Source organism: Thermococcus celericrescens (assembly GCF_001484195.1).
Lineage (GTDB): Archaea > Methanobacteriota_B > Thermococci > Thermococcales > Thermococcaceae > Thermococcus > Thermococcus celericrescens.
The window spans coordinates 52,315-76,164 of record NZ_LLYW01000019.1; the positions used below are offsets into that span (position 1 = coordinate 52,315).

The 23,850-nt window shown below is 55.2% G+C and carries 27 protein-coding genes, 1 rRNA gene and 2 pseudogenes; 17 read left to right on the forward strand and 13 right to left on the reverse strand.

Annotated features, from left to right (window positions below):
* Window positions 1–90: 90 nt before the first annotated feature.
* A pseudogene (locus APY94_RS05925) lies at window positions 91–666 on the reverse strand (radical SAM protein); the annotation flags it as partial.
* Between the two features lie 108 nt (window positions 667–774).
* Here APY94_RS05925 and APY94_RS05930 point away from each other — a divergent pair.
* Entirely contained in the window at window positions 775–2,112 is a 1,338-nt protein-coding gene (locus APY94_RS05930; protein ID WP_058938751.1) for an RNA-guided endonuclease InsQ/TnpB family protein, read from the forward strand.
* Here the strand turns inward: APY94_RS05930 and APY94_RS13190 are convergent.
* Window positions 2,108–2,302 (reverse strand): annotated as a pseudogene (locus APY94_RS13190) (radical SAM protein); the annotation flags it as partial. The gene APY94_RS05930 and the pseudogene APY94_RS13190 overlap by 5 nt on opposite strands.
* Before the next feature lie 38 nt (window positions 2,303–2,340).
* Here APY94_RS13190 and APY94_RS05935 point away from each other — a divergent pair.
* Complete coding sequence (locus APY94_RS05935; protein ID WP_058938752.1) at window positions 2,341–2,991, forward strand: M48 family metallopeptidase; 651 nt, start codon at window positions 2,341–2,343, stop codon at window positions 2,989–2,991.
* Window positions 2,992–2,993: 2 nt separating this feature from the next.
* Window positions 2,994–3,389, forward strand: a complete 396-nt coding sequence (locus APY94_RS05940; protein ID WP_058938753.1) for an NfeD family protein — start codon at window positions 2,994–2,996, stop codon at window positions 3,387–3,389.
* Here APY94_RS05940 and APY94_RS05945 read toward each other — a convergent pair.
* Window positions 3,361–3,798: a hypothetical protein gene (locus tag APY94_RS05945; RefSeq protein WP_058938754.1), complete on the reverse strand. Its 438-nt coding sequence runs from the start codon at window positions 3,796–3,798 to the stop codon at window positions 3,361–3,363. The genes APY94_RS05940 and APY94_RS05945 overlap by 29 nt on opposite strands.
* Window positions 3,799–3,865: 67 nt before the next feature.
* On the opposite strand from APY94_RS05945, the gene APY94_RS05950 reads away from it, so the two are divergent.
* Complete coding sequence (locus APY94_RS05950) at window positions 3,866–4,294, forward strand: CoA-binding protein (protein ID WP_058938755.1); 429 nt, start codon at window positions 3,866–3,868, stop codon at window positions 4,292–4,294.
* Here APY94_RS05950 and APY94_RS05955 read toward each other — a convergent pair.
* A complete protein-coding gene (locus APY94_RS05955) occupies window positions 4,291–5,391 on the reverse strand; it encodes a TRM11 family SAM-dependent methyltransferase (RefSeq protein ID WP_058938756.1) in 1,101 nt (366 codons plus the stop codon). The two genes, APY94_RS05950 and APY94_RS05955, sit on opposite strands and share 4 nt — an antisense overlap.
* A gap of 119 nt (window positions 5,392–5,510) precedes the next feature.
* On the opposite strand from APY94_RS05955, the gene APY94_RS05960 reads away from it, so the two are divergent.
* Genes APY94_RS05960 through APY94_RS05970 form a run of 3 tightly spaced genes read left to right on the forward strand, consistent with a single transcriptional unit; the run spans window position 5,511 to window position 7,469 of the window.
* Entirely contained in the window at window positions 5,511–6,794 is a 1,284-nt protein-coding gene (locus APY94_RS05960; RefSeq protein WP_058938757.1) for a hypothetical protein, read from the forward strand.
* On the forward strand, window positions 6,773–7,060 hold the full coding sequence (locus tag APY94_RS05965) for a hypothetical protein (RefSeq protein ID WP_058938758.1): 288 nt from the start codon (window positions 6,773–6,775) through the stop codon (window positions 7,058–7,060). Before APY94_RS05960 ends, APY94_RS05965 begins: the two co-directional genes overlap by 22 nt.
* 4 nt (window positions 7,061–7,064) lie before the next feature.
* Window positions 7,065–7,469 (forward strand): secondary thiamine-phosphate synthase enzyme YjbQ, encoded by a 405-nt coding sequence (locus APY94_RS05970; protein ID WP_058938759.1) that lies wholly within the window; start codon window positions 7,065–7,067, stop codon window positions 7,467–7,469.
* Here APY94_RS05970 and APY94_RS05975 read toward each other — a convergent pair.
* Window positions 7,466–8,023: an Era-like GTP-binding protein gene (locus APY94_RS05975; protein WP_058938760.1), complete on the reverse strand. Its 558-nt coding sequence runs from the start codon at window positions 8,021–8,023 to the stop codon at window positions 7,466–7,468. The genes APY94_RS05970 and APY94_RS05975 overlap by 4 nt on opposite strands.
* Before the next feature lie 49 nt (window positions 8,024–8,072).
* On the opposite strand from APY94_RS05975, the gene APY94_RS05980 reads away from it, so the two are divergent.
* The 5 genes from APY94_RS05980 (at window position 8,073) to wtpC (ending at window position 11,869) form a co-directional block, all read left to right on the forward strand.
* Window positions 8,073–8,387 carry a hypothetical protein gene (locus tag APY94_RS05980; protein WP_058938761.1) on the forward strand — a complete coding sequence of 105 codons (315 nt, stop codon included), beginning with the start codon at window positions 8,073–8,075 and terminating at the stop codon, window positions 8,385–8,387.
* 2 nt (window positions 8,388–8,389) lie between these two features.
* Entirely contained in the window at window positions 8,390–8,947 is a 558-nt protein-coding gene (locus APY94_RS05985) for an HD domain-containing protein (RefSeq protein ID WP_058938762.1), read from the forward strand.
* A gap of 66 nt (window positions 8,948–9,013) precedes the next feature.
* Complete coding sequence (gene wtpA, locus APY94_RS05990) at window positions 9,014–10,051, forward strand: tungstate ABC transporter substrate-binding protein WtpA (protein ID WP_058938763.1); 1,038 nt, start codon at window positions 9,014–9,016, stop codon at window positions 10,049–10,051.
* A gap of 38 nt (window positions 10,052–10,089) precedes the next feature.
* Window positions 10,090–10,842: a tungstate ABC transporter permease WtpB gene (wtpB, locus tag APY94_RS05995; RefSeq protein WP_058938764.1), complete on the forward strand. Its 753-nt coding sequence runs from the start codon at window positions 10,090–10,092 to the stop codon at window positions 10,840–10,842.
* Window positions 10,835–11,869 carry a tungstate ABC transporter ATP-binding protein WtpC gene (gene wtpC, locus APY94_RS06000; protein WP_058938765.1) on the forward strand — a complete coding sequence of 345 codons (1,035 nt, stop codon included), beginning with the start codon at window positions 10,835–10,837 and terminating at the stop codon, window positions 11,867–11,869. Before wtpB ends, wtpC begins: the two co-directional genes overlap by 8 nt.
* On the opposite strand, the gene tsaA is transcribed toward wtpC, so the two are convergent.
* Together tsaA and APY94_RS06010 are read right to left on the reverse strand one after the other, a co-directional pair.
* A complete protein-coding gene (gene tsaA, locus APY94_RS06005) occupies window positions 11,841–12,512 on the reverse strand; it encodes a tRNA (N6-threonylcarbamoyladenosine(37)-N6)-methyltransferase TrmO (RefSeq protein WP_058938766.1) in 672 nt (223 codons plus the stop codon). The two genes, wtpC and tsaA, sit on opposite strands and share 29 nt — an antisense overlap.
* 29 nt (window positions 12,513–12,541) lie before the next feature.
* Entirely contained in the window at window positions 12,542–13,807 is a 1,266-nt protein-coding gene (locus APY94_RS06010) for an adenosylhomocysteinase (protein WP_058938767.1), read from the reverse strand.
* A 142-nt stretch (window positions 13,808–13,949) separates the two neighbouring features.
* On the opposite strand from APY94_RS06010, the gene APY94_RS06015 reads away from it, so the two are divergent.
* Both APY94_RS06015 and APY94_RS06020 read left to right on the forward strand, forming a co-directional pair.
* Window positions 13,950–14,519: a cyclase family protein gene (locus APY94_RS06015; RefSeq protein ID WP_058938768.1), complete on the forward strand. Its 570-nt coding sequence runs from the start codon at window positions 13,950–13,952 to the stop codon at window positions 14,517–14,519.
* A 229-nt stretch (window positions 14,520–14,748) separates the two neighbouring features.
* Window positions 14,749–15,807: a cell wall-binding repeat-containing protein gene (locus tag APY94_RS06020; RefSeq protein WP_058938769.1), complete on the forward strand. Its 1,059-nt coding sequence runs from the start codon at window positions 14,749–14,751 to the stop codon at window positions 15,805–15,807.
* A gap of 150 nt (window positions 15,808–15,957) precedes the next feature.
* Here APY94_RS06020 and APY94_RS06025 read toward each other — a convergent pair whose 3' ends face one another.
* Window positions 15,958–16,332 carry a ribonuclease P protein component 4 gene (locus APY94_RS06025; RefSeq protein ID WP_058938770.1) on the reverse strand — a complete coding sequence of 125 codons (375 nt, stop codon included), beginning with the start codon at window positions 16,330–16,332 and terminating at the stop codon, window positions 15,958–15,960.
* A 4-nt stretch (window positions 16,333–16,336) separates the two neighbouring features.
* Entirely contained in the window at window positions 16,337–17,872 is a 1,536-nt protein-coding gene (locus APY94_RS06030) for a hypothetical protein (RefSeq protein WP_058938771.1), read from the reverse strand.
* Between the two features lie 55 nt (window positions 17,873–17,927).
* Here APY94_RS06030 and rrf point away from each other — a divergent pair.
* Both rrf and APY94_RS06040 read left to right on the forward strand, forming a co-directional pair.
* A 5S ribosomal RNA gene (gene rrf / locus APY94_RS06035) occupies window positions 17,928–18,049 on the forward strand.
* 83 nt (window positions 18,050–18,132) lie between these two features.
* Window positions 18,133–19,176, forward strand: coding sequence for a hypothetical protein (locus tag APY94_RS06040; RefSeq protein ID WP_245610421.1), 1,044 nt, complete (start codon window positions 18,133–18,135; stop codon window positions 19,174–19,176).
* Here the strand turns inward: APY94_RS06040 and APY94_RS06045 are convergent.
* The gene (locus APY94_RS06045; protein WP_058938773.1) at window positions 19,141–19,887 is read right to left on the reverse strand and encodes a PH0542 domain-containing protein; all 747 of its coding nucleotides are present in this window, start codon (window positions 19,885–19,887) and stop codon (window positions 19,141–19,143) included. The two genes, APY94_RS06040 and APY94_RS06045, sit on opposite strands and share 36 nt — an antisense overlap.
* A gap of 70 nt (window positions 19,888–19,957) precedes the next feature.
* Between APY94_RS06045 and APY94_RS06050 the strand changes: the two genes are divergently transcribed.
* Window positions 19,958–21,238, forward strand: coding sequence for an outer membrane protein assembly factor BamB family protein (locus tag APY94_RS06050; protein ID WP_058938774.1), 1,281 nt, complete (start codon window positions 19,958–19,960; stop codon window positions 21,236–21,238).
* A 17-nt stretch (window positions 21,239–21,255) separates the two neighbouring features.
* Here the strand turns inward: APY94_RS06050 and APY94_RS06055 are convergent, their stop codons facing one another.
* The 3 genes from APY94_RS06055 to APY94_RS06065 all read right to left on the reverse strand — a co-directional run.
* Window positions 21,256–22,281 (reverse strand): CheF family chemotaxis protein, encoded by a 1,026-nt coding sequence (locus APY94_RS06055; protein ID WP_058938775.1) that lies wholly within the window; start codon window positions 22,279–22,281, stop codon window positions 21,256–21,258.
* A 24-nt stretch (window positions 22,282–22,305) separates the two neighbouring features.
* Window positions 22,306–23,058 (reverse strand): hypothetical protein, encoded by a 753-nt coding sequence (locus APY94_RS06060; RefSeq protein WP_058938776.1) that lies wholly within the window; start codon window positions 23,056–23,058, stop codon window positions 22,306–22,308.
* A gap of 46 nt (window positions 23,059–23,104) precedes the next feature.
* Window positions 23,105–23,850, reverse strand: a 746-nt coding sequence (locus APY94_RS06065; RefSeq protein ID WP_245610419.1) for a methyl-accepting chemotaxis protein, incomplete at its 5' end; no start/stop codon positions are given.

Here is a 23,850-nt window from a genome sequence, read left to right on the forward strand (position 1 = left end):
CCGGCGACGGGAGTAGGTGGATGAGAGCCCGAAAACCTCTCCGCAAGTGGCGAGGGGATTAAGCCGAACCTCGGCCAGGCGGAGAGGAGGTCAGAGCTCCACGAACTCCCAGCCCTCGCGGTGGGTCTCTATCCCCTCCGCCTTTACTCCCAGTGACCTTATCTCCTTCTTCAGCCCCCACAGAAACTCTTCAAAGGCCTCATCATCGGTCAGAACCTCGTAGCTTTCCGGATACTCATCGCGGAGGAGTTCCTGGAATTCCCTTCCCGATGCACGGAGGTTGAGCACTTCAAAGAAGTAGTAGTCCGCAAAGTCCCTCGTATCCTCGACTATGGCGGAAACGTCCGTTATCTCCGGAATTATTGGGCTGACGAAAACGTATGTTTTCAAGCCCGCCTCGTGGAGCTCTTTGAGGGCGTTAACCCTCGCCTCGTGAACCGGCGTCAGCGGTTCAAAAAGCCTCTTCTCCCTTCCGGTGAAGCCGTTTATCGTGAGGCCAACCTCTATCGTCCGGAACTCTTTGAAAAGGTCGATGTCGCGAGCTACCAGCGGCGATTTGGTGAGCACCGAAAGTTCGTTCCTCTTGTCCATGTACCTCAAAACCTTTCTCGTGAGCTTTAACTCGGCCTCTATAGGCTGGTATGGGTCGCTCACTGTTGACATGACATTTTTCTTTTGCAAGCCTCGTCCTTTGGGGCAGGGTACGAACCCAGCTAGCCCTTAAGCGGGAAAGCAATGCCCTTTTAAAGCCTAAGAGTCATACCATGCTTTGAGATGAAGCGCTCGGTAACGGTCAAACTCCAGCCGAGCAAGGAGCAGGAGAAAGCACTCTTCGAGTTAGCTCACGCTTCGGCAGTAATCTGGAACAAGCTGAACTACCAGCGTTTAAAACAATTCAAAGAATTCGGCAGGATTGATTTTAACGGAACTGAAAAGGAAGCTTACCACGAGTTCAAAAACTGGATTGGCGGCTCAACAGTCCAGCAATTGGCCAGAAAGAACGCCGAAAGCTGGCGCTCATTCTTCGCACTCAACAGGAAGAAAAAGAATGGAGAATTGCCGGAGTGGTTCAGGCCGAAACCGCCCGGCTTTGTCAGGGGGGAGAACGGCAGGAAAGTCTTCCTCATCCCACTCCGGAACGACCAGTACAGGATTGACGGGAACGTCGTCGAGTTGAGGCGCCTTGGAAAATTTGGAAGATTGAGGATTCAATTCAAGGGGAAAATTTACCTCAGGGGCAAGCAGGGAAGGTTAGAGATAACTTACGACGAGGTAAAGCGAAAATGGTATGCTCACATCAGTATCACAGTGAAAGAAAAACTAATCAACGACGAGTGGGTGAAAGTCCCAAAACAACCCTTGGGCGACCTTTCAGCGGGAATTGACTTGGGAGTGAACAATTTAATGGCGGTCTACGTTGAGAATGGTAAAAGCTTCCTCGTGAACGGGAGACCATTAAAGAGTATCGCCTTTTACTGGCGGAGGAGAATAGCCGATTATCAGTCCAAACTCAACAAGAGTGGTGCAAAGAAGAGTAAGAAGCTCAAAAGAATGCACGAGAAGGCTAAACTTCAGGCAAAGCATTACATTAACACTGTTGTAAGGCAGACTGTCGAGAGGCTTTATCAGTTAGGCGTTTCTACCATTGTTGTCGGTTACCCGAAGGGTATCAGTAGGAATTCCGATAAGGGTGCGAGGCAGAATTTCCTCCTCTCCCACGTGTGGAGGTTTAATACTGTCATTAAACGCTTGAAGGAAGTGGCTGAGGAGTATGGTATTCTGGTTGTGCTTGTTGATGAGGTTTTCACTTCCCAGCTTTGCCCTCTCTGCGGCCAGCGCCATTCTAATGGTAGAATCTTTAGAGGTTTGTTTAAGTGCCGTGGAGAGGGCGTTGTCATGAATGCGGATTTAGTTGGTGCTTTCAACATTTTGAGGAAGGTTGTGGAAAAGATAACCCCGAGCCTGCCGGGTTTGTCGGCGGGTAGGGGTAATTGGGGGAAGACCCTCCCGGAGGGGTTCTCCGAACCCCCTTCAAAGAGGGTGATGAGGATTACCCCTCAAACCTCCCCGCCTTTAGCGAGGGGTTTCCCCGACGGAAACCCCACCCTTTAGGGCGAGAGGAGGTCATCTCGACCCAGCTTCCCCATCTCCCGTAGTCCTTCCACCTCATCAGAAACTTGGCGTAGCAGTACTCGCATGCGAAGGCACAGCCGACGTACTGGTTGACCGCCCACTCCACGCCCGGAATCTTCGATTTTGTGTAGATGCTCTTGGCGCGCCTCTCTATAACCCGAACCTTCATAAGGACTTTTTGTCCATTCTCCTTAAAAGGTGAGCGGCATGAGGTTGAGGGTCCGCCGTCGGCCGGTTAAGTATGCAAGGCTTGAGGTAAGGCCGGACGGAACGGTTCTGGTCACTGCCCCGGATGGCTTCGACGTTGATAACCTGATCGAGAGGCACCGGGGCTGGCTTGAGGGCAAGCTGGCCAAGATAGGTGAGCTCAGAGAGATTGCGGAGTCCGGTTTCCCCATCAACGGCGAGTTCTACCAGGTCATTCACGGAAGAAAGCCCAAAGTTCACGAGCAGTTCAAGACCGTCGTCCTCTCCCCCAACCCCAATGACGTGGTTGACTGCCTGAAGAGGATTCTCAGGAAGGAGCTCCTACCCCTTGTGGATTCCTACGCCTGGGGGATGGGTGTCGAGCCCGGGAAGGTCTACATCAGGCATCAGAAGAGCCGATGGGGAAGCTGTTCCCCCAAGGGAAACCTGAACTTCAACGTTCGCCTCATAGCCCTTCCCCGGGAGCTGAGGGAATACGTTGTAATCCATGAGCTCGTCCATCTGAAACACATGAACCATTCGAAGGCCTTTTGGGAGCTCGTCGGGGAGTTTTACCCTGACTACAAAACCGCCAGAAGGGAGCTCAAGAAGTGGTGGACGATAGTCGAGCTGAACCCCCACTGGAAGTGGCTGGCGCGGGGTGGAGTCTAGAGATGTGGCGTATAAAAGCAGGGAATCTACTCAAGCTCCTCGCACTGATGGCCGATGAAATCATCGTTGGCGTTTTCATCTTCCTGATACTCCCTGAAATAGGTGTGGAAATTCCCCTCTGGGCGGGCTTGCTTGTGATGTCTCTTCTTTTGGCCAAGGATTTCCTCATAGCGCCCTTCGTTCTCGGAGTGGGAGCGGACAAAAAGCCCCTTGCAGGCCCAGAGGGACTGATAGGGAGAACCGCCCTCGTTGTGGAAGACCTCTCCCCTGAGGGGGTTGTTAAACTCGATGGCGAGCTCTGGAAGGCAGAATGCCTGAACGGAGTCGCCGAAAGGGGTGATAGGGTTAGAATAATATCAGTCCGGGGCACTAAGGTTCTCGTGGAACGCCGAGAGTAGCCAGAACCCTCGCAACCTCCTCCGGGTTGTTGGTCGTGAACGAAACCGTCCAGCCCTTCCTCTGATGTATCGTGACGCAGCCCTTGGCCGGCAGGTTGAAGTGTATCGTCCCGTAGCAGGAGGTCCAGCCTTCTCCGACCCGGAAGCTCGCCATATTCTCGATGGGTACCGTCTTCCTGACTATAAGCCCAAGGATGCCCCTTATCCTCAGCTCGCGCTCGTCTATCTCGATTCTGATTGCCATGACGTCGAGGAGCAGGATTGCAACCCCCACCGTGGTCGCGAGCATTATTTCAAAGCCTTCTCCAGCCTGATACGTTGCATAAAGGCCTGCGAGCATTGAGATTATAGGAACAAGCAGAACGACCTGCAGAATCCTGCTCGTCAGGGTCTCCTCGTAGAGCGCCATGTTCTCACCGAAGGAACTTCTCGGTTAGAGCTTTAAAGGTTGGCTCCCAAACCCCTCCGGTGATAGCATGGTCAGGATAATGCCCGTTGACAGGTTGAGCGACGAGGAGGTTACAGGGATTCTGACGAAGTACAGAAAGATCGCCCTTGTGGGTGCTTCACCGAAGCCCGAGCGCGACGCGAACGATGTGATGCGCTACCTCCTCGAACACGGCTACGAAGTCTATCCAGTCAACCCCCGCTATTCCGAAGTCCTCGGAAGGAAGTGCTATCCGAGCGTTCTCGATATTCCCGATGACGTCGAGATAGTCGACCTCTTCGTAAGGCCCGAGTTCACGATGGACTACGTCGAGCAGGCGATAAAGAAGGGCGCAAAGGTCGTCTGGTTCCAGTTCAACACGTACAACCGGGAAGCGTTCAAAAAGGCCAAGGAAGCGGGCCTAACTGCAGTTGCCCACCGCTGCATAAAGCAGGAGCATGCGAGGTTGATTGGTTAGCTCCGATACCTCAGCACGTGGATGTCCCTGACGAGTTTGTGCCTCTCCTCGTAGTCGGTGTACCTTCCAACGACCTCGAAGCCGAGCTTGCCCAGCCACTTCCTTTCCTTTCTGTATATTCCCCCGCCGCTCAGCCTGTAGGCCGGGAAGACGAAGACAACCCGTCCGTTCCTTTTGAGAACGTCGCCAAAGCTCTCAAAGACGGGATAATAAAGCCTGTCCAGCTCGTTGGCAAGCTTTATCGCCTCTCCCCTGCTCGGGTTCCTCCTGAGAGGCTTTCCGAGGTAGGGTTCTGTAACTACCGCGTCGAACCTCTGGCGGAAGCAGCGCTTCAGCTTTCTCGCGTCGCAGACCTCAAGGTGTGCCGAGTTCTTCAGGCGGAACTCCTTTCTGAGCCATGCGAGGTTCTTCTTGGCGTCCCGTATTCTCTCCGGGTCGCGGTCGCCCCCATAAGCGCTGAGCCCCTGGAGGACGAACTCCTGAACTATCGTCCCTATTCCGCAGAAGGGGTCGAGGAAGGAGCCCTTCCTCACCTCTGTCAGGTTCACCATTATCCTCGCGAGCCTTGGCGGAATTGAGAGTATCGGCCTCTGAACCGGCCTCTCCACATCGAGCTTCTTCAGCTCGAACGGGTCGGTAACCTTCACCGTCTCGCCGACCCAGAAGCTCCCGTCCTCGCGGAAGAGGAAGACGAAGTCCTTGACCTCCGGAAAGCCCTTGAGGATTAGTTCGGCGGGCATGGCGTAAACTTTGGCGGGCTTGAAGAACTTTGAGGGGCCCTCCGCCTTGAATTCCCTCTTTACCGCGCTCCCCAGCTTCCGCCAGAGCTTCCAGTCGCCCTCACCGTAGAGGCTGACGGTGAAGAGCCTCGCGTATTCGAGGTCGCCTATGGCATCCTCGCCCTCGCCGACTATCCTGACCAGTTTGAGTGAACCCCCCAGCCAGCGGAAGTACCTCTCCACCGTGGGTGATGACTCAAATATCAGCCAGTCTCGCGCGGACTCGATAACTCTAACTTTAAGGTCGAACCTTCTGGTGAATGCATAAAATTCTGCCTCGCTGAGGCGTGGATTTTTGCCAAATATCACCGCGTACATGGTCGCATCCTTCGAGGGAGCCCTTAAAAACGTTCCGAGGGTTAGGTTAATAAGATGCGAGGTGCAATAAAGAACAAGAACGGTGTGTAAAATCCACAACCGTACGGGGGATAGGCGGCATGATTGTCAAGGAAATTCTCGCCTCAGTTGAGGCGATTCCAGACCCCTATATAAAATCGGTAACGTATGCTAAAATAGGTGAGAGGCTTGCCAAGGCCAGAGAGGGCGGTTATAAAACCGCGTTTCTGAAGGCTCTCGAAACGGCGAAGGAAATAGAGGATCCCGTGAAGATGTTCCGGGCCCTTTTGTCGGTTGGATATTCCCTCGGCAGGGCGGGTCTTAAGTCGTCCAAAAGGATATATCAGGGTGTTCTTGAGGACTCCCGCGTCCTTCCCGCACCCCAAAGGGATGTCATAATGAGGACTGCCGCTGCCTACATGCTCGCCCTGGGGGAGGTGGCCGAGGCAATCCTCTACGCGCTGGAGGTGAAGAACCGCACCCTCCGGAACGAGATCCTTCTTGAGGTTATCAGGGCCAACGCAAAGATGATCGGAAGGGAGCAGCTAAAGGCCGCCTCCCGCATCAGAAAGAGCAAGCTTGCCCTTGAGTACATCGACGGTGAGCCCTACCGCTCCAAGGCCCTCCTCGAGCTGATCAAGGCCTACCTCGCCCTCGGGAGCTACGAAAACGGAATATCGATGATACTGGAGATAGAGGTGAAGGAGTGGGCGAGGCATGCCTTCAAGGAGGTGGCTTTCTACCTGAAGGATAGGGAGGTACTCGGTCACTACATAGATTCCCTTGAGGCCGTCGCCAACGGGCTGATTGAGAAGTTCGGTGAGGAGTTCACTGAGGAGCTTGCCCTCGCATTCGCCTTGAGTGGTGAGGGGGTTTCCGCCGCTGAACTCATAAGACGCCTGAAGAACAGCGAGGAGGTGTTTGTTAAAATCGCCCTCGACCTCCTTGAAAGGGACCACAACGTTCTCCCGGCTTTCATCTCTCCCCTTGAGGATGATGAAGCTGAACTCGTCGGGAGGGCCGTGATGAATCGCATTCTGGAAAGGCCCGAACTCGGGGGATGGGAGATAATCAGGGCCATAGGTAAGAGCACGTCCAGCGAGGAGGTATGGGCCAAGATTGCCCGCTACTACGTCATCACGGGTGAGCTGGAGGGCGCTATGAAGGTTGGAGGCCTGCTGAGGGACGAGAGGCTTCGCTCGATAGTCATGGCCGACATTGCCCACCATCTGGTCAAGAAGGGGGATGTTGAGCGTGCCATCGATGCCGCCCTCGAGGTTCGCGATCCCAAATTCTCGTCGATCCTGGTCTCTGAAATCCTGATAAAAGCTCTCGAACATGAGCTTCCGGGGAGGGTTAAGCAGTGGAACGGCTCAAAGCACTGAGGAAGACGAGGAGCAATCGGGTGGGATTTATAGCCGATATGATCTCCCTGCTCCTGGCAGATAAGGAGCTGTACTCCGACGAGGTTCTTTTCAGGGATGCGGTTGAGGAGATATACTCCACCCTGCGCTCGGAGGTCACGGAGAACGGCAGAAAAGACCTCGTCGAGGCCTACGAGCTGGCGGTTCTCCTCAAGGCGGTCGTGTCTGGCAGGGTTAAGGGTACCGAGGAGCTGCTGGTGGAGATCAGAAAGAACCTGCCCGGGTGATGGCATGCTCTTTGAGATCGAGGTTTCCACGAGGGAGAAGTTCCAGATAGTTGATATAACCTCCGAGGTCCAGACGCTCGTCTATCGCTCCGGAGTCAAGCATGGCATCGTCATCGTTTTTGTCAGACACACAACCACTGGCCTCCTGATAAACGAAGCTGAAAGCGGGCTTCTTCAAGATATCAGGGCCCAGATGAAAGAGCTGGTCCCGAAGGGTGCCGGCTACGCCCACGATCTCATAGACAGCAACGCCCACGCACACCTGCGGGCGACCCTCTTCCTGAACCCCGAGGTTGTCGTCCCCATAGACAGGGCCGAGCTCCAGCTCGGGACCTGGCAGAGAATCCTATTCATCGAGCTGGACGGCCCGAGGCGCAGAAAGGTCCTGGTGAAGATCTGCAGGTGCTAGACGTACTGGGCGTAGTACGCCAGCCTCTCGAGCAGCTCGTTGAATCCCTCGTAGGTGACCAGGGACAGCGGTATCGCCTCCTGCTCAAGGCGCTTTTTTATCGTTTCCCTGACTTCCTCGACCCGCTCCCTCGGCACGAGGTCTATCTTGTTGATGACGACGATTATCGGCTTCTCGTAGCGGAACTTGAGCATGTGGTGGAGCTTCTCCATGCCCCTATGCAGGCCGACGGTGGCATCGACCATGTGAATTACTATGTCCGCGGAGACTATCTCGTCGATTATCTCTCGGAACTTCTCCTCGCTCAGGACCTTGCCCCTCAGCTCCCTCTGGGGGTCGAAGAGGCCAGCGGTGTCTATGAGCACGAACTCATCGGCTCCTCCGAGGGGGTTCTTCATGCTCTTCGGTATCTTGAGCTTTCCGAAGCGCCGTCTTATCGTCCCCTTGGTTGTTCCTGGGAGGTTCTCTACCTCCGATATTTTGCCGCCTATGAGGGCGTTCATGAGCGTTGACTTGCCGGCGTTCTCGGCACCGATAATCGCAACCTTTATCATACCCTCACCCCACAGATATCTGCAAGATTGGTCTATAAAGGTGATGAGCATGCCCAAGCGGGTCAAACTCGGTCATCATTACTATTACATCGTTACGGTTGATGAGCTGAATTCCGGCGGTTTTCGCGGTAAGAACGTCGTAATCGAGGGCACCATAGAGGACAAGCCCCTTGTGGAGTTCCTTCCCATGGAGTTACCTGGTTACAGGACGACCTTTAAAGTTTCCGGCCTCAGAGTGGAGTTCTCGGGAAGTCCGTGCCTCGGAAAGGGCGAATGGGTGAAGGTCTATGGCAGATTCCTGGGAGACTGCATAATGGCGAGCGCCATTGAAACCGAAAGGGCGGTTTTCACAACGGAGGAATGAAAATGTCCCTCATCGACCTTTTTATCGAGGCTGGGAACCTGAAAAAACTTCCCAGAACCGGCTGGCTCCTCCGGGGCGTTTCAAACCCAGAGAGCATAGCCGACCACAGCTACCGTGTTGCCCTGATAACCCTATTCCTGGCAGATGAACTGAGGGCGAAGGGCGTTGAGATAGACGTTGAGCGGGCCCTCAAGATAGCGGTTCTCCACGACCTCGCCGAGGCGAGGGTCACCGACATACCCCTGACGGCGCAGTACTACCTCGACAAGGGCAAGGCCGAGAAGAAGGCCGCGATGGAGCTTTTCATCAAAACACCAAACCCGAGGGAGTACTTCCGGCTCTGGCGCGAGTACGAGGAGGGCCTCAGCCTCGAGGGCAGGCTCGTAAAGTTCGCCGACAAGCTGGAGATGCTGGTTCAGGCACTCGAATACGAAAAGGCCGGCTTCAAAGACCTCGACGAGTTCTGGAGCGCGCTGGATTCCCTCCGGGAGAGCGAGTTCTACGAGCACTTTCGGGAGATTGTGGAGGAACTCGCCGGGTTGAGAAAACAAAACCGTTAACGTTAACTCTTTTGTTTGCTCAAAACGTTTAAATACACGCTTCTGCCCATTCCATTGGTGGTTCCAATGAGGTGGAAAGGCATTGCTCTGATTGCGCTTCTCGTGCTCTCCGTTATCGCGGCGGGCTGCATAAACGGCTCTGAGAACTCAGGGCTCAAAGAGGCAACCCTCGTGGTATTTCACGCAGGTTCGCTGAGCATACCCTTCCAGCAGCTTGAGAAGGAGTTCTCGGATTACGCGGAAAAGAACCTCGGTTACAAGGTGACCTTCCAGGACGAGGCCAGCGGTAGCGTCGCGGCGGTGAGGAAGGTTACCGACCTGGGCAAGAAGGCCGACGTGGTCGGCGTTGCTGACTACACCCTCATTCCCCAGCTCATGGTTCCCAACTACACGGACTTCTACGTCATCTTCGCCACCAACGAGATAGTTATAGCGTTCACCGAGGAGAGCAAGTACGCGGACGAGATGAAGGCCCACCCAGAGAAGTGGTACGAGATACTGGCGAGGGACGATGTTTCCTTCGGCTTCTCGGACCCGAACCAGGACCCCTGCGGCTACCGCTCCGTCATGGTCATGAAGCTGGCCGATTACTACTACGACAAACCGATATTCGAGACCCTGGTCGAGAGGAACACGAACATATACTTCAACGAAAGCATGGTGGTCGCCCCCAAGGATATCCAGATAAAGAACGACAGGGTCGTCATAAGGCCCAAGGAGACCGATTTAACGGCCCTCGTCGAGAGCGGAAGCCTCGACTACTTCTTCATCTACAAGAGCGTGGCCGAGCAGCACAACCTCAGCTACATCACCCTCCCGAACGAGATAAACCTCAAGGACTTCAACAAGGCCAACTTCTACGGGAAGGTCAGCATCTACATAGGTTCTACCGGCAAGGTCATCAAGGCCAAGCCCATCGTTTACGGCGTTACCGTTCCTAAGGACGCGCCCAACAGGGAGCTGGCGATGGAGTTCCTCAAGTATCTCCTGGGCGAGAACGGCAGGCGGGTCTTCCAGGAGAACCACCAGGACTTCATCTGGCCGCCGGTTGCCTTCGGCAACGTTCCGGATGAGATCAAGGACGAGGTTAAGGTTGAGGGGTGAGATTTTTATTTCCTCTTTCCAACTCTATGGGGATCGCCATGGGGACGAGGCACGACTACACGCTCTACTTCTTTGCAGCCCTGGGGAGCTTCCTCGTGGTTTACATAGCCCTGCCCCTGCTGGTCATACTGGCGAAGCAGGCCTCGGACTTCGACATGCTGCTCCGGGCCCTTCACGACGCCTACGTTATCGAGGCCCTCAGGAACTCCCTCCTGACCGCAACGGCGACAGCTTTGATCGCCCTCCTCTTCGGCGTTCCCCTCGGCTACGTTCTCGCGAGGAAAGAATTTCCCGGGAAAAGTCTTGTCCAGGCCCTGGTTGATGTTCCCATCGTTATCCCCCACTCAGTCGTCGGAATAATGCTCCTCGTTACCTTTTCGAACGCAATTCTCGACAGCTATACGGGGATAATAGCCGCGATGCTCTTCGTCTCCGCACCGTTCGCGATAAACGCCGCGCGCGATGGCTTTCTGGCGGTTGACGAGGGGCTGGAGCACGTTGCCAGAACCCTCGGTGCCTCCCGCCTGAGAGCGTTCTTCTCTGTGGCACTCCCGATGGCGTTTCCGGCCATAGCGAGCGGGGCCATAATGACGTGGGCGAGGGCCATAAGCGAGGTGGGTGCGATACTCATCGTTGCGTACTACCCAAAGACAGCTCAGGTTCTCGTCATGGAATACTTCAACAACTACGGCCTGAGATCCTCGAGACCGATTTCCGTTATCCTCATCGTGATGAGCCTCACAGTTTTCGTTATCCTGCGCTGGCTCGTGGGGAGGAAGGCCAATGCTTGAGGTAAAATCCGTTTCCAAGGACTGGAAGGAGTTCCGGCTGAGGGAGATAAGCTTTGACGTGAGCGAGGGGGAGCACTTCATAATCCTCGGCCCGAGCGGAGCAGGGAAGACGGTGCTCCTTGAGATAATAGCGGGCATAATCGAACCCGACGCCGGGAGGATCCTTCTCAACGGTGAGGACATAACCCACTGGCCACCGGAGAGGCGCGGTCTTACATACATCCCCCAGAACTACGCCCTCTTCCCCCATATGAGCGTCTTCGATAACATAGCCTTCGGGCTCAGGCTCCGGAGGGTTCCGAGGGCGGAAATCGAGAGGAAAGTTAAGGAAATAGCCGAGGTTCTGGGCATAGCCCACCTTCTCCACAGAAAGCCAAAAACCCTGAGCGGCGGAGAGAGCCAGCGCGTGGCCATAGCCAGGGCCCTCGTTGTGGAACCCGAGCTTCTGCTCATGGACGAGCCCTTCGCGAACCTCGACGTCCAGACCCGCTCGAAGCTTCTGGGCGAGATGAAGCGCTGGAGACGGGAGCTCGGCTTCACCGCGTTGCACGTTACCCACTCCTTTGAGGAAGCGGTGAGCCTGGGCGACAGGGTGGGCGTTATGCTCGATGGGAGACTCGTCCAGACCGGCTCCGTCCGGGACGTCTTTTCGAGACCGGCGAGCGAGGAGGTGGCCCGCTTTTTGGGCTTCGAGAACATCATAGAGGGCACCGCGGAAGGAAGGGTTCTGAGGAGCAACGGCGTCGAGATAGAGCTTCCGGCGGAGGTGAGGGGAAGGGTTCGCGTTGGTCTAAGGCCGGAAGACATAATCCTCTCCCTGGGACCCATTAGAACATCCGCGAGGAACGAGTTCAAAGCCCTGGTTGAGTCGGTTGAAGAACTCGGCCCGCTCGTCAGGGTTCATCTGAGAATCGGCGGCCTGCATCTGAGGGCGTTCATAACCCGCTCCTCGATGTTGGAGATGGGAATAACGAAGGGACGGGAGGTCTACGTCAGCTTCAAGGCGAGCGCCCTTCACGTCTTCTGAGGCCCTCCGTCCTCAGCTTGTCCTTTATCTCCACGGGCAGGTTCTCGTATATCTCCTCTAGGGCGCTGATCAGTTCGACCAGTTCTCTCGCCGTCAGCACCTCCGTCTTCGGTCCCAGCTCAAGAACCAGCGCCTCGTACTCCTCGGGCGAAACCTCCTCCAGCTCATCGAGGTGCTCTCCCTTCCTTGGTATTAGGTTGACCTCCCCCACCTGCCTCGATGCGGGTACCTCAAGCTCCTCCTCCGGAATCGGAGTCTCCTTCGGGCAGTCCAGCCTCTCCACGAGTATCTTTATGTCCACGACCGGCGTTCCGTCCATCGCGTCTATCCAGTCGATATAGAGCCTGTTTCCCTCGATACGGTTTATTCTAACGGTGTAGATGGCCAGGGGGTTAGGTCTGGCCGGTGAGCGCGTGGCGAAAACTCCCCTCAGTGGGTTCTCGGGGTTGTTGTATGGATGGACCTTCAGGACGCTCCTCCTCCCAGGGGTGTCGCTGGCGTGAAACCAGAGGATCAGCTTTATCCAGTCCCCCTCGTTGAGGCCGTGGACGGCATCGCTGAACTCCGGGAGGATTTCGATAAAGGTCTCTCCGTTTTTCCTCACGTAGCCGACGGGAACAAGTTTGAAGGGCTCGAAGTTCATGGCCACCACCCGGAAAGAAAAAAAGGAACTCAAGTCCCGTGCTCCCAGCTGGCCAGATAGTGCCTCTGCTCCTCGGTGAGCTCCTCGATTTTTATCCCCATCGAGGCCAGCTTAATCCTCGCCACCATCTCGTCTATCTCCCTCGGGAGCACGTAGACCTTTGGCTCAAGCTTCTCGTGGTTGTTCAGTATGTATTCAGCCGCCTTCGCCTGCAGGGCGAAGCTCATGTCCATAATCTCGGCCGGGTGGCCGTCCGCCGCGGCGAGATTTACGAGCCTGCCCTCGGCCAAGAGGTAGAGCCTCCTTCCATCGGCCAGCGTGTACTCGGTTATGTTCGGCCTCGGCTCGCTTATATCGACCGCCAGCTCCTCGAGGTCCGGTTTGCTTATCTCCACGTCGAAGTGGCCGGCGTTGGCCATTATCACGCCGTCCTTCATGACCTCGAAGTGCTCCTTTCTTATGCAGTTGATGTCGCCCGTGGAGGTGACGAAGATGTCGCCCACCTTCGCCGCCTCCGTCATGTCCATGACCAGGAACCCGTCCATCCTCGCCTCTAACGCTCTAATCGGGTCAACCTCCACCACTATCACCGTCGCGCCGAGGCCCCTCGCCCTCATTGCTATACCCTTGCCGCACCAGCCGTAGCCGACAACGACGACGTTCTTACCTGCTATCAGCAGGTTGGTGGTTCTCAGGATTCCGTCCCACGTTGACTGGCCGGTGCCGTACCTGTTGTCGAATAGGTACTTGGTGTAGGAGTCGTTCACCGCTATGATCGGGAACCTCAGAACGCCGTCCTTCTCCATGGCGCGGAGCCTTATGACGCCCGTTGTCGTTTCCTCGCTCGCCCCCCAGAGCTCGTCTATCAGCTCAGTTCTCTCCTTCAGCACCGTCGAGACCATGTCGGCGCCGTCGTCTATGATGATGTTCGGCTTTATGTCGAGCGCCTTGTGCATGAACTCGTAGTACTGCTCCCTGTCCTCCCCGCGGATCGCGTAGACCTTGACTCCTGCCTTGGCGAGGGCGGCGACAACGTCGTCTTGGGTTGAGAGCGGGTTGCTGGCCGCCGCCGAGATCTCTGCACCGGCCGCCTTAAGCGTGAGGAGCAGGAAGGCGGTCTTCATCTCAAGGTGCAGCGTCGTCGCAATCCTGACTCCCTCGAATGGCTTTTTCTCCTCGAAGTCCTTTCTTATTGCCTGGAGAACCGGCATGAACCTGGAGACCCAGTCTATCTTTTTCTCGCCGCTGGGGGCCAGGTTGATGTCCTTAACGCAGTAATCCCTCGTGCAGTTCATCCTCATCACCGGTGAACCTTTAGGGCCATACCTTAAAACACTTGGGCTATCATTTTTGTGTATTCAATTTCATATTTAAAGTGGTTCATTCAATCTCCGGAAAGGTTTTTAGGTTGATGGCGCTATAACTGTTGGTGTTCCCATGATACTCGACCTCTCTGCCCCTATCTCGGAAAACACCCCGGTTTACCCGGACGACCCGCCCGTGAGTGTGAGGCTCTGGGCCGTCATCGACAGGGACGGCTACTACATGAACGTTCTGAAGATGGGGGAGCATTCCGGCACCCACGTTGATGCGCCGGCGCACTTCGTGCCCGGGGGGAAGACCATCGATGAGATGCCGCTTGAGAAGTTCATCGGTGAGGGCATCGTTCTGGACGTCAGGGATGGGGAGGGGCCTATAAGGCTCGACGAGATTCCGGATGGAGGCTACTTTGGAAAGATAGTGCTTTTCCTGACGAGCGGTAGGGAGCTCTCTCCAGAGGTGGCGCTGTTTCTTGTGGCTGAGGGCGTTAGGGCCGTTGGCACCGACTCCATGAGCATCGGGGACGATGCCGTCCACAGAATACTCCTCAGCGAGGAGGTGCCGGTGTTTGAGAACCTGACCAACCTGGAGGCCCTCGTAGGAAAAGACTTCACGTTCGTGGCGTTTCCCCTCAAAATCGAGGGCGGTTCGGGAAGCCCCGTTAGGGCAGTGGCCTTTGTGGAGTGAAATGCGCACTTGTTTTGTTTGATGCGGCTTTGTTGCTCCTTTATTCGCCTGTTCATGCCGCTTTAATCCCGATTAAACAGAGTTAAACGTTGTGAAACCTTTGTTAACAGTTAAAAGACAAAACTCCGCTCTCAAGACTTTTTTCTAAACAATCGCCAATGTACGTGGACGATTTCTTGAAAAAAGCTTAAATATGCCTTTTTTCATAGAGACAACGGGGTGAAGAGCCATGCTGGGAAAGAAAGTAGCGGCAATCCTGTTTGGGTTGCTGATGTTGGGGATGCCACTGACCGTTGGAAGCGTCAGTGCGGCGGAAGGAAGCGTTACAGTGATACTGGTTAGCGACAACGCGGCCGACAAAGCAATCGCCGAGTACCTGGCCAACGAAACGGGTGCGGTGATAGTCACGACAACGTGGGGCGTCTACGATCCGAACGTTACGGCAGAGATTATGAGCTACGCTCCGGACGAGGTGATAATAATCGGTGGCCCTGACGCCGTGGTCGATGAATACGTCGCGGACTTGGAGGAACTCAACATCACCGTCGAACGCTGGGGTGGCCAGAACAGGTACGAGACCAACCTCATGGTCATGGAGCGGGCCAAAGTTAAATTCAAGCTCGAGTTCAATAACAGCGTTTTCGTCGCTGGAAATGACACCCTGGCCATTCAGAACGCCCTTCAGCTCGCGGTTCAGAACGGGGCAGTGATGGTCTACGTTAACAAGAGCACCAACGTCACAAAGCTCATGGAGAAGTTCGAGATAAAGGAAGCGGCCATGGTCAAGACGCAGGCATCTGAGAGGGTCATGGAGCACGTTATGGAGCAGCTCCACGAGTGCAACTGTACCGCCATGGAGGTTCAGGCCAACGTCACCAAGGAGACGGTTCTCCAGTTGATGGTTCAGGTTCAGGAGAGGCTCAAAACTATCGAGAAGATGGCAAACGAAACCAACTCAACCGCACTCATGGAGCAGGTTAGGGTCATGGAGATGACGATGGAGAAGGCCAACGGGGCACTTCAGGCCGGAAACTACACCGAGGCGTACCAGATGATGCTTGAGCTCCAGGTTCGGACGGAGTTCAGCCTCAAAGCGGCGAACGGCGAGATGAGGATGGCGATAAAGAACGGTGAAAAGGCTGCCCTTGAGCGTGAGATGGGGAAGCTTGAGGCGCAGATAAGCGTCATGGAGAAGGCAGGAACAGACGTTAGCGCCATCAACGCGCTGATGGAGCAGCTCAAGGTTGCGATTCAGAACGGCCAGTACGACGAGGCCGGGGGCTCGTAAACCAGATAACGGCCATGATAAAGGAAACATATCAGAAATGGAGGCAGGACATTAAGAACAGCGCCCAAAAAACCCACGGAATGGGCTCATCTCGGCCGTGAACAAGTTAACACACGTTGGGCACCACCAACCCCTGTATGGGCGATAAAATCAGCGGCTTGAATCAGCTTCTTTTTGCCGCTCCCTTCTCCGTTTCTTCTGCTCCCTGATGTACGGATACCTCGTTATGTGGCCGCAGTTGAGGCACTTGATGACAACGTGGCCGTTCCGGAGCCTCACCCTGGCGTTGACGCCCGGGACGAGGAATGTGTGACAGCTCTTGCAGTAGCGTCTTTTCCACTTCCTGGGCATCCTTATCCTGGCCTTCTGCTGAACCGCGAGGGCTATCTCCACGTAGCGGTTGGCCAGCTCGGGCTCGTAGGGGAAGACCCTCTCCGCGAGGGTGAAAAGGGTCTCAATCCTCTCGCGGGCAATTCTGCGCTTTTCCCTCTGCTCCCTCTGGCGGATGAACTTTTTCTTGCTCATGGTATCACCGTATCAGTATCAGCTTTCCCGGAAACGGCTCGTAAATGTAGCCGTTGGCTATAAACTTTTCAATCAAGTTGAGGGCGTCCCGCTCGTTAAAGCCGTTCTTCAGCATCTCTCTCAGGAACTCCTCCCGGGTAACTTCTCCAAAGGGGCTTGTGGAGGCGAGGTCGTGGAATATCTGGAGGGCCTTCTGGGCACGGACATCGTAGGGGATGTAGCGCGCGTACTCCTTTTCGAGCTTCATTATGACCTCGGGCCGCTTTTTAATGAGCTCGCCAAAAAACACGCTCCACTCGTTCAGTATCGTATCGTCGATCTCTCTGACGTCTTTAACCGCCCTGTCAGTTACTTTCCCGTAGAACCGAGTGATAGCTCCAAAGAGCCTGCTGTCAAGATAGAACCTCATCCCCAGGTGGAGCACGCCGCTGGGGGTTGTCAGCTTCTCAAACGTTTCGCTGTACTCTTTCCTGCCCCATCTCCTCCATTTCAGATGCTCGTCCCTCAGTCTGCTCAGCTCCTCGTGGCTCATTGAGAGATAGCGCTCCCTGTTGATGAAAATGGTCACGAGCAGATTGGGAATCAGCTGTTGGAATTCCCGGTTCTCCTCGAAGTATGGCTTCTCATCCCACGGCATGAGCACAAAGGGGGTTTCGGAGATTTTGGCCAGGGGATCTGTTGGATTTGCCTCGACATCCCGGGGCAGCAGACCGATCGCCCTTTTGTTTACTATATGCCCCTTGCTCCATTTCGGCACTCTCACCAGCCCTCTCCTGGAGGAGGGGGTGTAGTATTTCATGTCCGTCCCGTTGGGGTTGCGTATCCGGAAATCGATGTCCAGTACTGGGTCGATTATCTCGAGGGCGGTCTCTTTCCTCAGGCGGACCTCCCACGGCAGGCTCGACTGGAAGTATTTCAGGGCCTTCCAGAGGGCCAGGAGCCCCATGTTTTCCCCGTACTTGTAGACGGTGTACTCAAAGCCCTCGCCCCATTGGGGGGCCTCACTTCCCCAGAGGATATACGGGACGCCGTAGAGTGAATAGATAAGGGCCTTCATCATGTCCTTGCGGACGTAGATGGTCCTTTCGAATAGGTCAACCACCTCGCGCCTGCTCAGCGCGAACTCCCGGTAGTCCTTCCAGTACTCCGAGTAGTCCCTTCCTTCGATTGAAGCGGCGTGAACCATCCTCAGGTTTCCCCAGCGGTACGCGTCCGCGGTTCCCCTCACCGCAACGTAGCTCCCGGGCCTGACGTCCCCGTTGACCCTCGTGCCTTCCGTTGCCTGTATCACCAGGTATGTCCTGAACTCGTCCCTCCCGAGCCCAGCCAGCTCCGAGGGGGAGAGGGGGGACAGGAGGTAATATGCGGCGTCCCTTGGGGCGTTGGGGGGCTTTCTGCCCAGCAGAAAACCCGCTATCTCAACGTCCTCACCGTTTTTAAGCCGCTGGATTCTCAACTGGAACTCCCTGAGCCGTCTGCCGGGACTCAGCGGCTCCCTTGCCCTCTCCAGTCTCAGCAGTTCCAGTATCTCCCTCTCCATCGACGGTTCTATTGACCGTAAAGTTTATAAACCCTCCGCGGCAGGTATGTATCGGTACGGCGGTCATAGCGGCGGGGTCACACCCGGTCTCGTTTCGACCCCGGAAGTTAAGCCCGCCAGCGATCCCGGGTGTACTGCCCTCCGAGAGGGGGCGGGAAACCGGGGACGCCGCCGGCCACTAACCATTACCTGTTCTCTGGATAATCACCTACACAAAAGTTATTTAAATATCCCGGGGTATTTTTTAACGGTTGGTGGTTATGCTCAAGAAGTCCAAAAGGGGCAGTGTCAACTGGGATTACATCAAGGAGAGGCACCCCGGCGTCATCGACGAGTTGAAAACCCTCCGCGATTGGGACAGCGTTAAGTCTGCGATTCCCGAATCCGAGACCGCTTCGGACTACTCTATTCTTGCGCTGGAAGCCATAGCCGCCCTCATCAGGGAGCTTCGTATGGACAGGGAGATGCTTGGCGAGCGTATTGAGGTTCTCAACCGCAAGCTCGAGGAGCTGAGTGCGTCCAGCAGGGAATCCTCCCATTCCCTGGAGAAACGTATTAAGAGCCTGGAAGACCAGCTGATGGAACTTGAACGCAGAACCCTTTTCCTCGACAGCGTTGAGATGCTCGTGCCCCGCCTCGGTGAGATGGAGGAGCGCATGGAGCGCCTCCCTGGCGAGATTATGAAGCGCCTCGAGGAGCGATACGGCAGAAAAATGGATGAGTTTGTAAGGGCGTACGTGGAGGAGCGTCTCAAGACCTTTGAGGAGCAGATGAAGAAGGACGTTTTTGGGGTGAGTGTGGATCTCGCTGACACTCTTCTAAAGATACAACAGAGGTACGAGGAGCTTGTTGCGGAGAACGTTCGTCTCAGGTCCGCCCTTCATGAGAAAGAGAGGCTCCAGAAAGCCATCATTGAAAAAGATCGGGAGATTGAGGACCTGAAACGGAAACTGGCTGCTCTTAAGGACATGTCCCAGAGAGTGGATGTCCTCAGTAAGAGACTGTCGGAATACGAGGCAAAACTTGCCGAGATCAACCGTATCCGCAAGGAACTCGCGGCGCTAACGGGCACGAGTGACATAGATGCCGCGCTTACTATACTGAAGACGCAGTTCATCCCCAAGTCCAAGTTCGAGAGCACCCTTCATGAGGTTAAGAACATTCTCCAGGAGGTCGAGGGGATACGACAGGAGAACGCCAGACTCCGCGAGGAGAATGAGAAGCTCAAGGAGGCGCTGAAGACGTTTCTCCAGGAGAGATTGGAGGATTCATCCCTCCCTGTCGAGGATGGTGAGTCTGGTTAACCCTTCCTCAACCTTCTTTGTTACGAGGTCGCTCCTGTCGTCTACCTCCTCAAGTTTGGCCCGTATAATCTTCCTTAATTTCTCGTTCAGCTCAGCTATACGGACCAGGGTCTCAACTGTGCTGGCCCTAACGACCTCGTCCCTGTCGTGGAGCAGGCTGAAGAGTTTGGGCAGGAATGGACTCACGTACCTTATCCCGTTTTCACCGAGCGCCGAGATGAAGTTCAGTGCCGTCAGTTTGTCGGTGGTGTCCCTGGAGGTCAGCATGTACCCGATGTCTCTGAAGATGTTGCCGAGCAGCGCGGGTTTGACCCTCATTATCTCCTCAAGAACGTAGGCCATGTTCACCTTTATCTTGGGGTCTCCCACACGGTAGTTGGCGAATATTGCCGGTAGAACCCGGGATACCTTGTCGGGCACGACCTCCGCGAGGACTCCGAATGCCCTGGCTATCTCCTGTGTGAGGGGAATGGCCTCGCTCCTTCTCAGCATCACCATGAGTTTGGTTATTAGGGACTCGTGAAGCTCAGGCATGTCTTTTACCACTTCCACAATTACTCTCAGGGCGTTTTTCTGTACTGTCCATAGATCATCGTCGAGAAGGAGAAGAACCTCTTTGAGGGTCTCCTTGCTGGCGGTGGCGCGGATCAGTACTTCTTCCACGCCCTCCCCCGTCGCCAATGCTTCCCTGATGTCCAGCTCCCCGTCCATTCAATCACCATTGTAGGTTACTGCAAAGGTTTATATAAGCTTTTCACTTAGCCTCTTCGGGGGATAAACCATGAAACGGGGAGTTCCAGTGATTCTAATGCTGTTGCTGGCTTTTTCTTTGTCTGCGCAGGCGCTTGCGGAGCAGAGTCCCGTGCTGTGGAAAGGTGAGGTATGCAGTGACGTCCAGTATCAGAAAAGCATTGAGGCAGTCGCGATCCTCAACGGCAGGGTTTACGCGGGATGCTCCTACAGGCAGCTGGCCAACGCCAGCGGCATGATTGGCATCTACTACCTGGGAACCACCGCCGCGTACTCGTCCAACGGCACCTTCCTCTGGCAGAACGACTCCGGCTACGTTGTAAAGCTGTACCCCCTGCCCGACGGCAGCGTTTTGGTGGGTAGCATGGGGGGCTTCATAACCTTTGACCGGGACGGCAGGTTTGCGGCCAGAAACCTCACGACGAACAAGCTTTACGATTTTCAGATCGTTGGGAAGGATGTTTACGCAGTTGACGGCGACTTTTTCCTTGAGAACGGCAGCGAGTCGTACGTTGGTCACCTGTACCGCGGAACCCTTGTGAACGATACCGTGATACTGAACGGCTGGACCCTCAACTTCACCTCCCTCGTCAGCAGGGTCAGAGTCGGGGATGGGATTATCTACGTTGGTGCTGGATTCCCCTCAGGGTACGTTGGCCCCTGGCAGTTCGGCTACGTCTACGGCGTCCTGCCCAACGGGACCCTTGCCTGGACTGTGGAGACGGGCCAGTGGGTCAGGGACATGGAGTCCTGGGGGGGCGGCGTGCTGGCGGGGACCGGAAACGGTACCTCAGAGGGGCGCCTCTACATGATAAGTTCCGATGGGAAGGTACTCTGGGAACGGGAGCTGTTCTACACCGAGGACATCGAGGTGAACGGTGACACCGCCTACATCGGAGGAATGGGCTCCGCCGGTGGAGAACTCGTGGCACTGGACTCCTCTGGAAACGTTCTGTGGAACCAGAGCTTCCTGTACAAGGTTAAGGTGGTTAAATACGCTGACGGTGTGCTCCTGGTGGGTACGGGTAAGTTCGAGCGCAGGGACGAGAACGGAACCACGGTCATCTACAGTGTTGGCTCCCTCTACGCAGTTGACCCCGCCGACGGCAGTATCCTTGGAGAGCTCCCGAATCTGGGCTACGTTCGCAGCATTGCAGTTGAGAAAGGAACCGCGGTGGTTGGAACCGCCAGCTCGACGTTTTATGCAATCGACGTTGAGAAGCTCGCGGGAAATGGGGGTGAGAAGAGCATCTGCGGGCCAGCCGCCATTGTGGCACTGGCACTCCTTGGCCTTCTCGTGAGAAGGCGCTGATTCTCCCTGTTTTCTATTTACATGGCCACGAGTCCGTATTCTATGAGCTTGTTGACTATCTTTCTGCCGTCCCTGGTCAGGTCCACAACCTTTCTTATCATAACGATTTTTAGAAGCCCCTTGTCTATCATCCTGTCGTATATCTCCTCTATCTCCCTCTCGCTTAACCCGAGGAACTGGTGGACCTCAAGGGGGTTGAGTCCCGAGTACAGCGCCATGAGTATCTGCTTTTCGGTCTCGTCGAGGCTCTCCAGCTCCTTCAACTCCTTCTCCATGACCTCCTTGAATTCCGCCTGGAGCGTTGGGAACTCCTTTGAGACCTTGAGTATGAACTCGAAATAGCTCGGGATGTACTTGAGCAGGTAGCGCAGTACGAACAGGCGGGTTTTCTTCTCGGGTATGTGCAGATACGAGGTAACGGTCTCGTTGATGTAGAAATGCTTCACCTTCCACGCTTCGATTTTCTTCCCGTTCAGGTCGACCTGCTCTATGTCCATGTCTTCGACGTCGGAGAACACCGGTATTGGCCTCCTGTCCTGGTCAAGGATGACAATGTTGCGCTCGGTTTTGCCCCTCTTGGCTGACTTTACTGAAACTATCCGCAGGGAACCATCCTGCCATGAGGACTCCATGTTTATCGCTCCACCCTTCATCCTGGCCAGTTGCACCTTCACAGCCTTTCCGTTTATGAGCGTCTCGAAGAGTGTGTGGATGAATTCACGGAATTTGTTCTCATCGTATATAAGGAGGTTGTCCCCTATCGTGAGGATCAGGGTGAGCTCTCCCCTGCCCGGCAGGTAGAACTTCATCCCGAAGTGCTCCCTCTCGGGGTTGAGCTTGTAATTATCCGGGACGTTCACGCCAATGTCGGTGAGTGATGAAAACGGGAAATTGTCCTCTCCAACGACCTCTCCCATCTTGAGGTACCTGAGGATAAGCCTGTCGTTGTGTATCCCACCTATCGCGTCCCTCCAGGTTGCCCTTCCGGATCCCTTCCATGATGAGATTATGGTTGCTTTGACCCTTGTTTCCGTCACTGCCATAGTTCATCCCCTTTTTGGTACCCCTCAGGTGAGGGCGTTGTACTCCTCCAGCTGCCTCTCCAGCCTCTCCAGCTTGGAGCGGAGCTTCTCACATTCCTGGGTGAGCTTCACCTCCAGAGGAGTCACGGCGGGATTCTCGCCCCTGCCCTCTATAAGCTCGTCGATGATATTTATGGCACTGTTTATATTGCTTGTGATTTTGATGAGGGCCTCCTCAGGTGGGAGCGTCATCTGGCTCTTTCCGTCCTTACTCCTGACCACAACTGGGAGTTTCGTTTTTGCAACGTAGTTCATCATGAGGTTCAGCTTTTCTCTGTCCCTCTGGCTCGGGAAACGGGCCAGCCACAGGCGCTTGAACTCATCCAGCTCCGCCAGCACCTTCATAAGGAAGGCGTTGTACTCCTCCTCGCTCACGTATCCCAGGGTGTAACCCCTGGCGACGTCAAGCAGCATGCCGAGCCGTTCCTTCTTCCTCTTGGCCTCGCTGAGCACGTTCTGCACCTTTTCGTCTATCACCTTGCGCAGCTTCTGTATCAGCTCCTCCTCGTTGACGCCGGAGACGCTCATCTTTTTCGGCTGCTCCGTCGTGGCCGCGGCCTTCTGCTGCTTCGTTTCCCTTGGCCGGGAGGCTGCACTGCTCTCCCTCAGCTCGCGCTCCACAAGCACCGCGTAGAGCTCACCCATCTGGTTGTTGAGTGTGTTGGATATGATGTATGCCGAAAGCACGGTTCCGAGCAGCACCACGACGGCTATGACCGCTATCATCACCCAGTCCATCTTCTCACCCCCGATGCTGTGTAAAGAAGGAAACAATGAAAGGGCCTCAGAGTTTGAACCTGCCGATGATGTCCCTCAGGTTTTCCACGATGTTTTTGAGGTCTTTGGCGGCTCTTTCGAGTTCTTCGGTTGCTGCAGTCTGCTCTTCCACTGCTGAACTGACTTCTTCTGCCGAGGCGGTGGTTTCCTCGGCACTCGCAGCCAGGTTCTCAAGCGACCTCAAAGCATTCTCAACCTCATCCTGCGTCTTGACGATCTGCTCCTTAACCTCACTCATTCTCGAACTAGCATCCTGAAGCAGGTCGGCTATGTTGGTTAGGTACGTTATGGTTTCTCTGAGCGTGTCCGCGCTTTCACTTACCACGGTGACGCCCTTCTGGGTGCTGTCGACGGCGTCGCGGATTTCGCCGGTGATCTGGTCAATAATGTTCTTGATGTTGTCTGCAGCCTGCTTACTCTCCTCCGCAAGCTTCCTAATCTCCTGGGCAACCACAGCGAAACCCCTTCCAGCCTCGCCGGCTCTGGCCGCTTCAATGGCCGCGTTTAAGGCGAGTAAGTTCGTCTGCTCGGCAATGTTGGTGATCACGTTCGTAATCTCCTCAATACTCCTACTCATCTCAGAGACTTTTCTGACTGTGCTTTCGATGTTGCTCATCATTTCTTGGATGCTTTCGATTTGTTTGGCTGAGATTTCGCCTTTTTGTCTGCCTTCGTTGGCTATTGTGACGACTTCGTTTACTGCCGCCTCGAATTCGTCCATTGCTCTGACGCTTTCTGCGCTTGTTTCTGAGA

What these genes read in the sequence shown, in the direction of transcription:
- APY94_RS05970 (WP_058938759.1), top strand. Translation starts at nt 7,065, where the DNA reads ATGCTCTTTGAGATCGAGGTTTCCACGAGGGAGAAGTTCCAGATAGTT.
- APY94_RS06020 (WP_058938769.1), top strand. Translation starts at nt 14,749, where the DNA reads ATGCTGGGAAAGAAAGTAGCGGCAATCCTGTTTGGGTTGCTGATGTTG.
- APY94_RS06025 (WP_058938770.1), bottom strand. Translation starts at nt 16,332, where the DNA reads ATGAGCAAGAAAAAGTTCATCCGCCAGAGGGAGCAGAGGGAAAAGCGC.
- APY94_RS06060 (WP_058938776.1), bottom strand. Translation starts at nt 23,058, where the DNA reads ATGGACTGGGTGATGATAGCGGTCATAGCCGTCGTGGTGCTGCTCGGA.
- APY94_RS06045 (WP_058938773.1), bottom strand. Translation starts at nt 19,887, where the DNA reads ATGGACGGGGAGCTGGACATCAGGGAAGCATTGGCGACGGGGGAGGGC.
- APY94_RS06040 (WP_245610421.1), top strand. Translation starts at nt 18,133, where the DNA reads ATGCTCAAGAAGTCCAAAAGGGGCAGTGTCAACTGGGATTACATCAAG.
- APY94_RS06055 (WP_058938775.1), bottom strand. Translation starts at nt 22,281, where the DNA reads ATGGCAGTGACGGAAACAAGGGTCAAAGCAACCATAATCTCATCATGG.
- APY94_RS05980 (WP_058938761.1), top strand. Translation starts at nt 8,073, where the DNA reads ATGCCCAAGCGGGTCAAACTCGGTCATCATTACTATTACATCGTTACG.
- APY94_RS05950 (WP_058938755.1), top strand. Translation starts at nt 3,866, where the DNA reads ATGGTCAGGATAATGCCCGTTGACAGGTTGAGCGACGAGGAGGTTACA.
- APY94_RS05955 (WP_058938756.1), bottom strand. Translation starts at nt 5,391, where the DNA reads ATGTACGCGGTGATATTTGGCAAAAATCCACGCCTCAGCGAGGCAGAA.
- wtpB (WP_058938764.1), top strand. Translation starts at nt 10,090, where the DNA reads ATGGGGACGAGGCACGACTACACGCTCTACTTCTTTGCAGCCCTGGGG.
- APY94_RS06015 (WP_058938768.1), top strand. Translation starts at nt 13,950, where the DNA reads ATGATACTCGACCTCTCTGCCCCTATCTCGGAAAACACCCCGGTTTAC.
- APY94_RS06050 (WP_058938774.1), top strand. Translation starts at nt 19,958, where the DNA reads ATGAAACGGGGAGTTCCAGTGATTCTAATGCTGTTGCTGGCTTTTTCT.
- wtpA (WP_058938763.1), top strand. Translation starts at nt 9,014, where the DNA reads ATGAGGTGGAAAGGCATTGCTCTGATTGCGCTTCTCGTGCTCTCCGTT.
- APY94_RS05940 (WP_058938753.1), top strand. Translation starts at nt 2,994, where the DNA reads ATGTGGCGTATAAAAGCAGGGAATCTACTCAAGCTCCTCGCACTGATG.
- APY94_RS05945 (WP_058938754.1), bottom strand. Translation starts at nt 3,798, where the DNA reads ATGGCGCTCTACGAGGAGACCCTGACGAGCAGGATTCTGCAGGTCGTT.
- APY94_RS05985 (WP_058938762.1), top strand. Translation starts at nt 8,390, where the DNA reads ATGTCCCTCATCGACCTTTTTATCGAGGCTGGGAACCTGAAAAAACTT.
- wtpC (WP_058938765.1), top strand. Translation starts at nt 10,835, where the DNA reads ATGCTTGAGGTAAAATCCGTTTCCAAGGACTGGAAGGAGTTCCGGCTG.
- tsaA (WP_058938766.1), bottom strand. Translation starts at nt 12,512, where the DNA reads ATGAACTTCGAGCCCTTCAAACTTGTTCCCGTCGGCTACGTGAGGAAA.
- APY94_RS06030 (WP_058938771.1), bottom strand. Translation starts at nt 17,872, where the DNA reads ATGGAGAGGGAGATACTGGAACTGCTGAGACTGGAGAGGGCAAGGGAG.
- APY94_RS05960 (WP_058938757.1), top strand. Translation starts at nt 5,511, where the DNA reads ATGATTGTCAAGGAAATTCTCGCCTCAGTTGAGGCGATTCCAGACCCC.
- APY94_RS05975 (WP_058938760.1), bottom strand. Translation starts at nt 8,023, where the DNA reads ATGATAAAGGTTGCGATTATCGGTGCCGAGAACGCCGGCAAGTCAACG.
- APY94_RS06010 (WP_058938767.1), bottom strand. Translation starts at nt 13,807, where the DNA reads ATGAACTGCACGAGGGATTACTGCGTTAAGGACATCAACCTGGCCCCC.
- APY94_RS05935 (WP_058938752.1), top strand. Translation starts at nt 2,341, where the DNA reads ATGAGGTTGAGGGTCCGCCGTCGGCCGGTTAAGTATGCAAGGCTTGAG.
- APY94_RS05930 (WP_058938751.1), top strand. Translation starts at nt 775, where the DNA reads ATGAAGCGCTCGGTAACGGTCAAACTCCAGCCGAGCAAGGAGCAGGAG.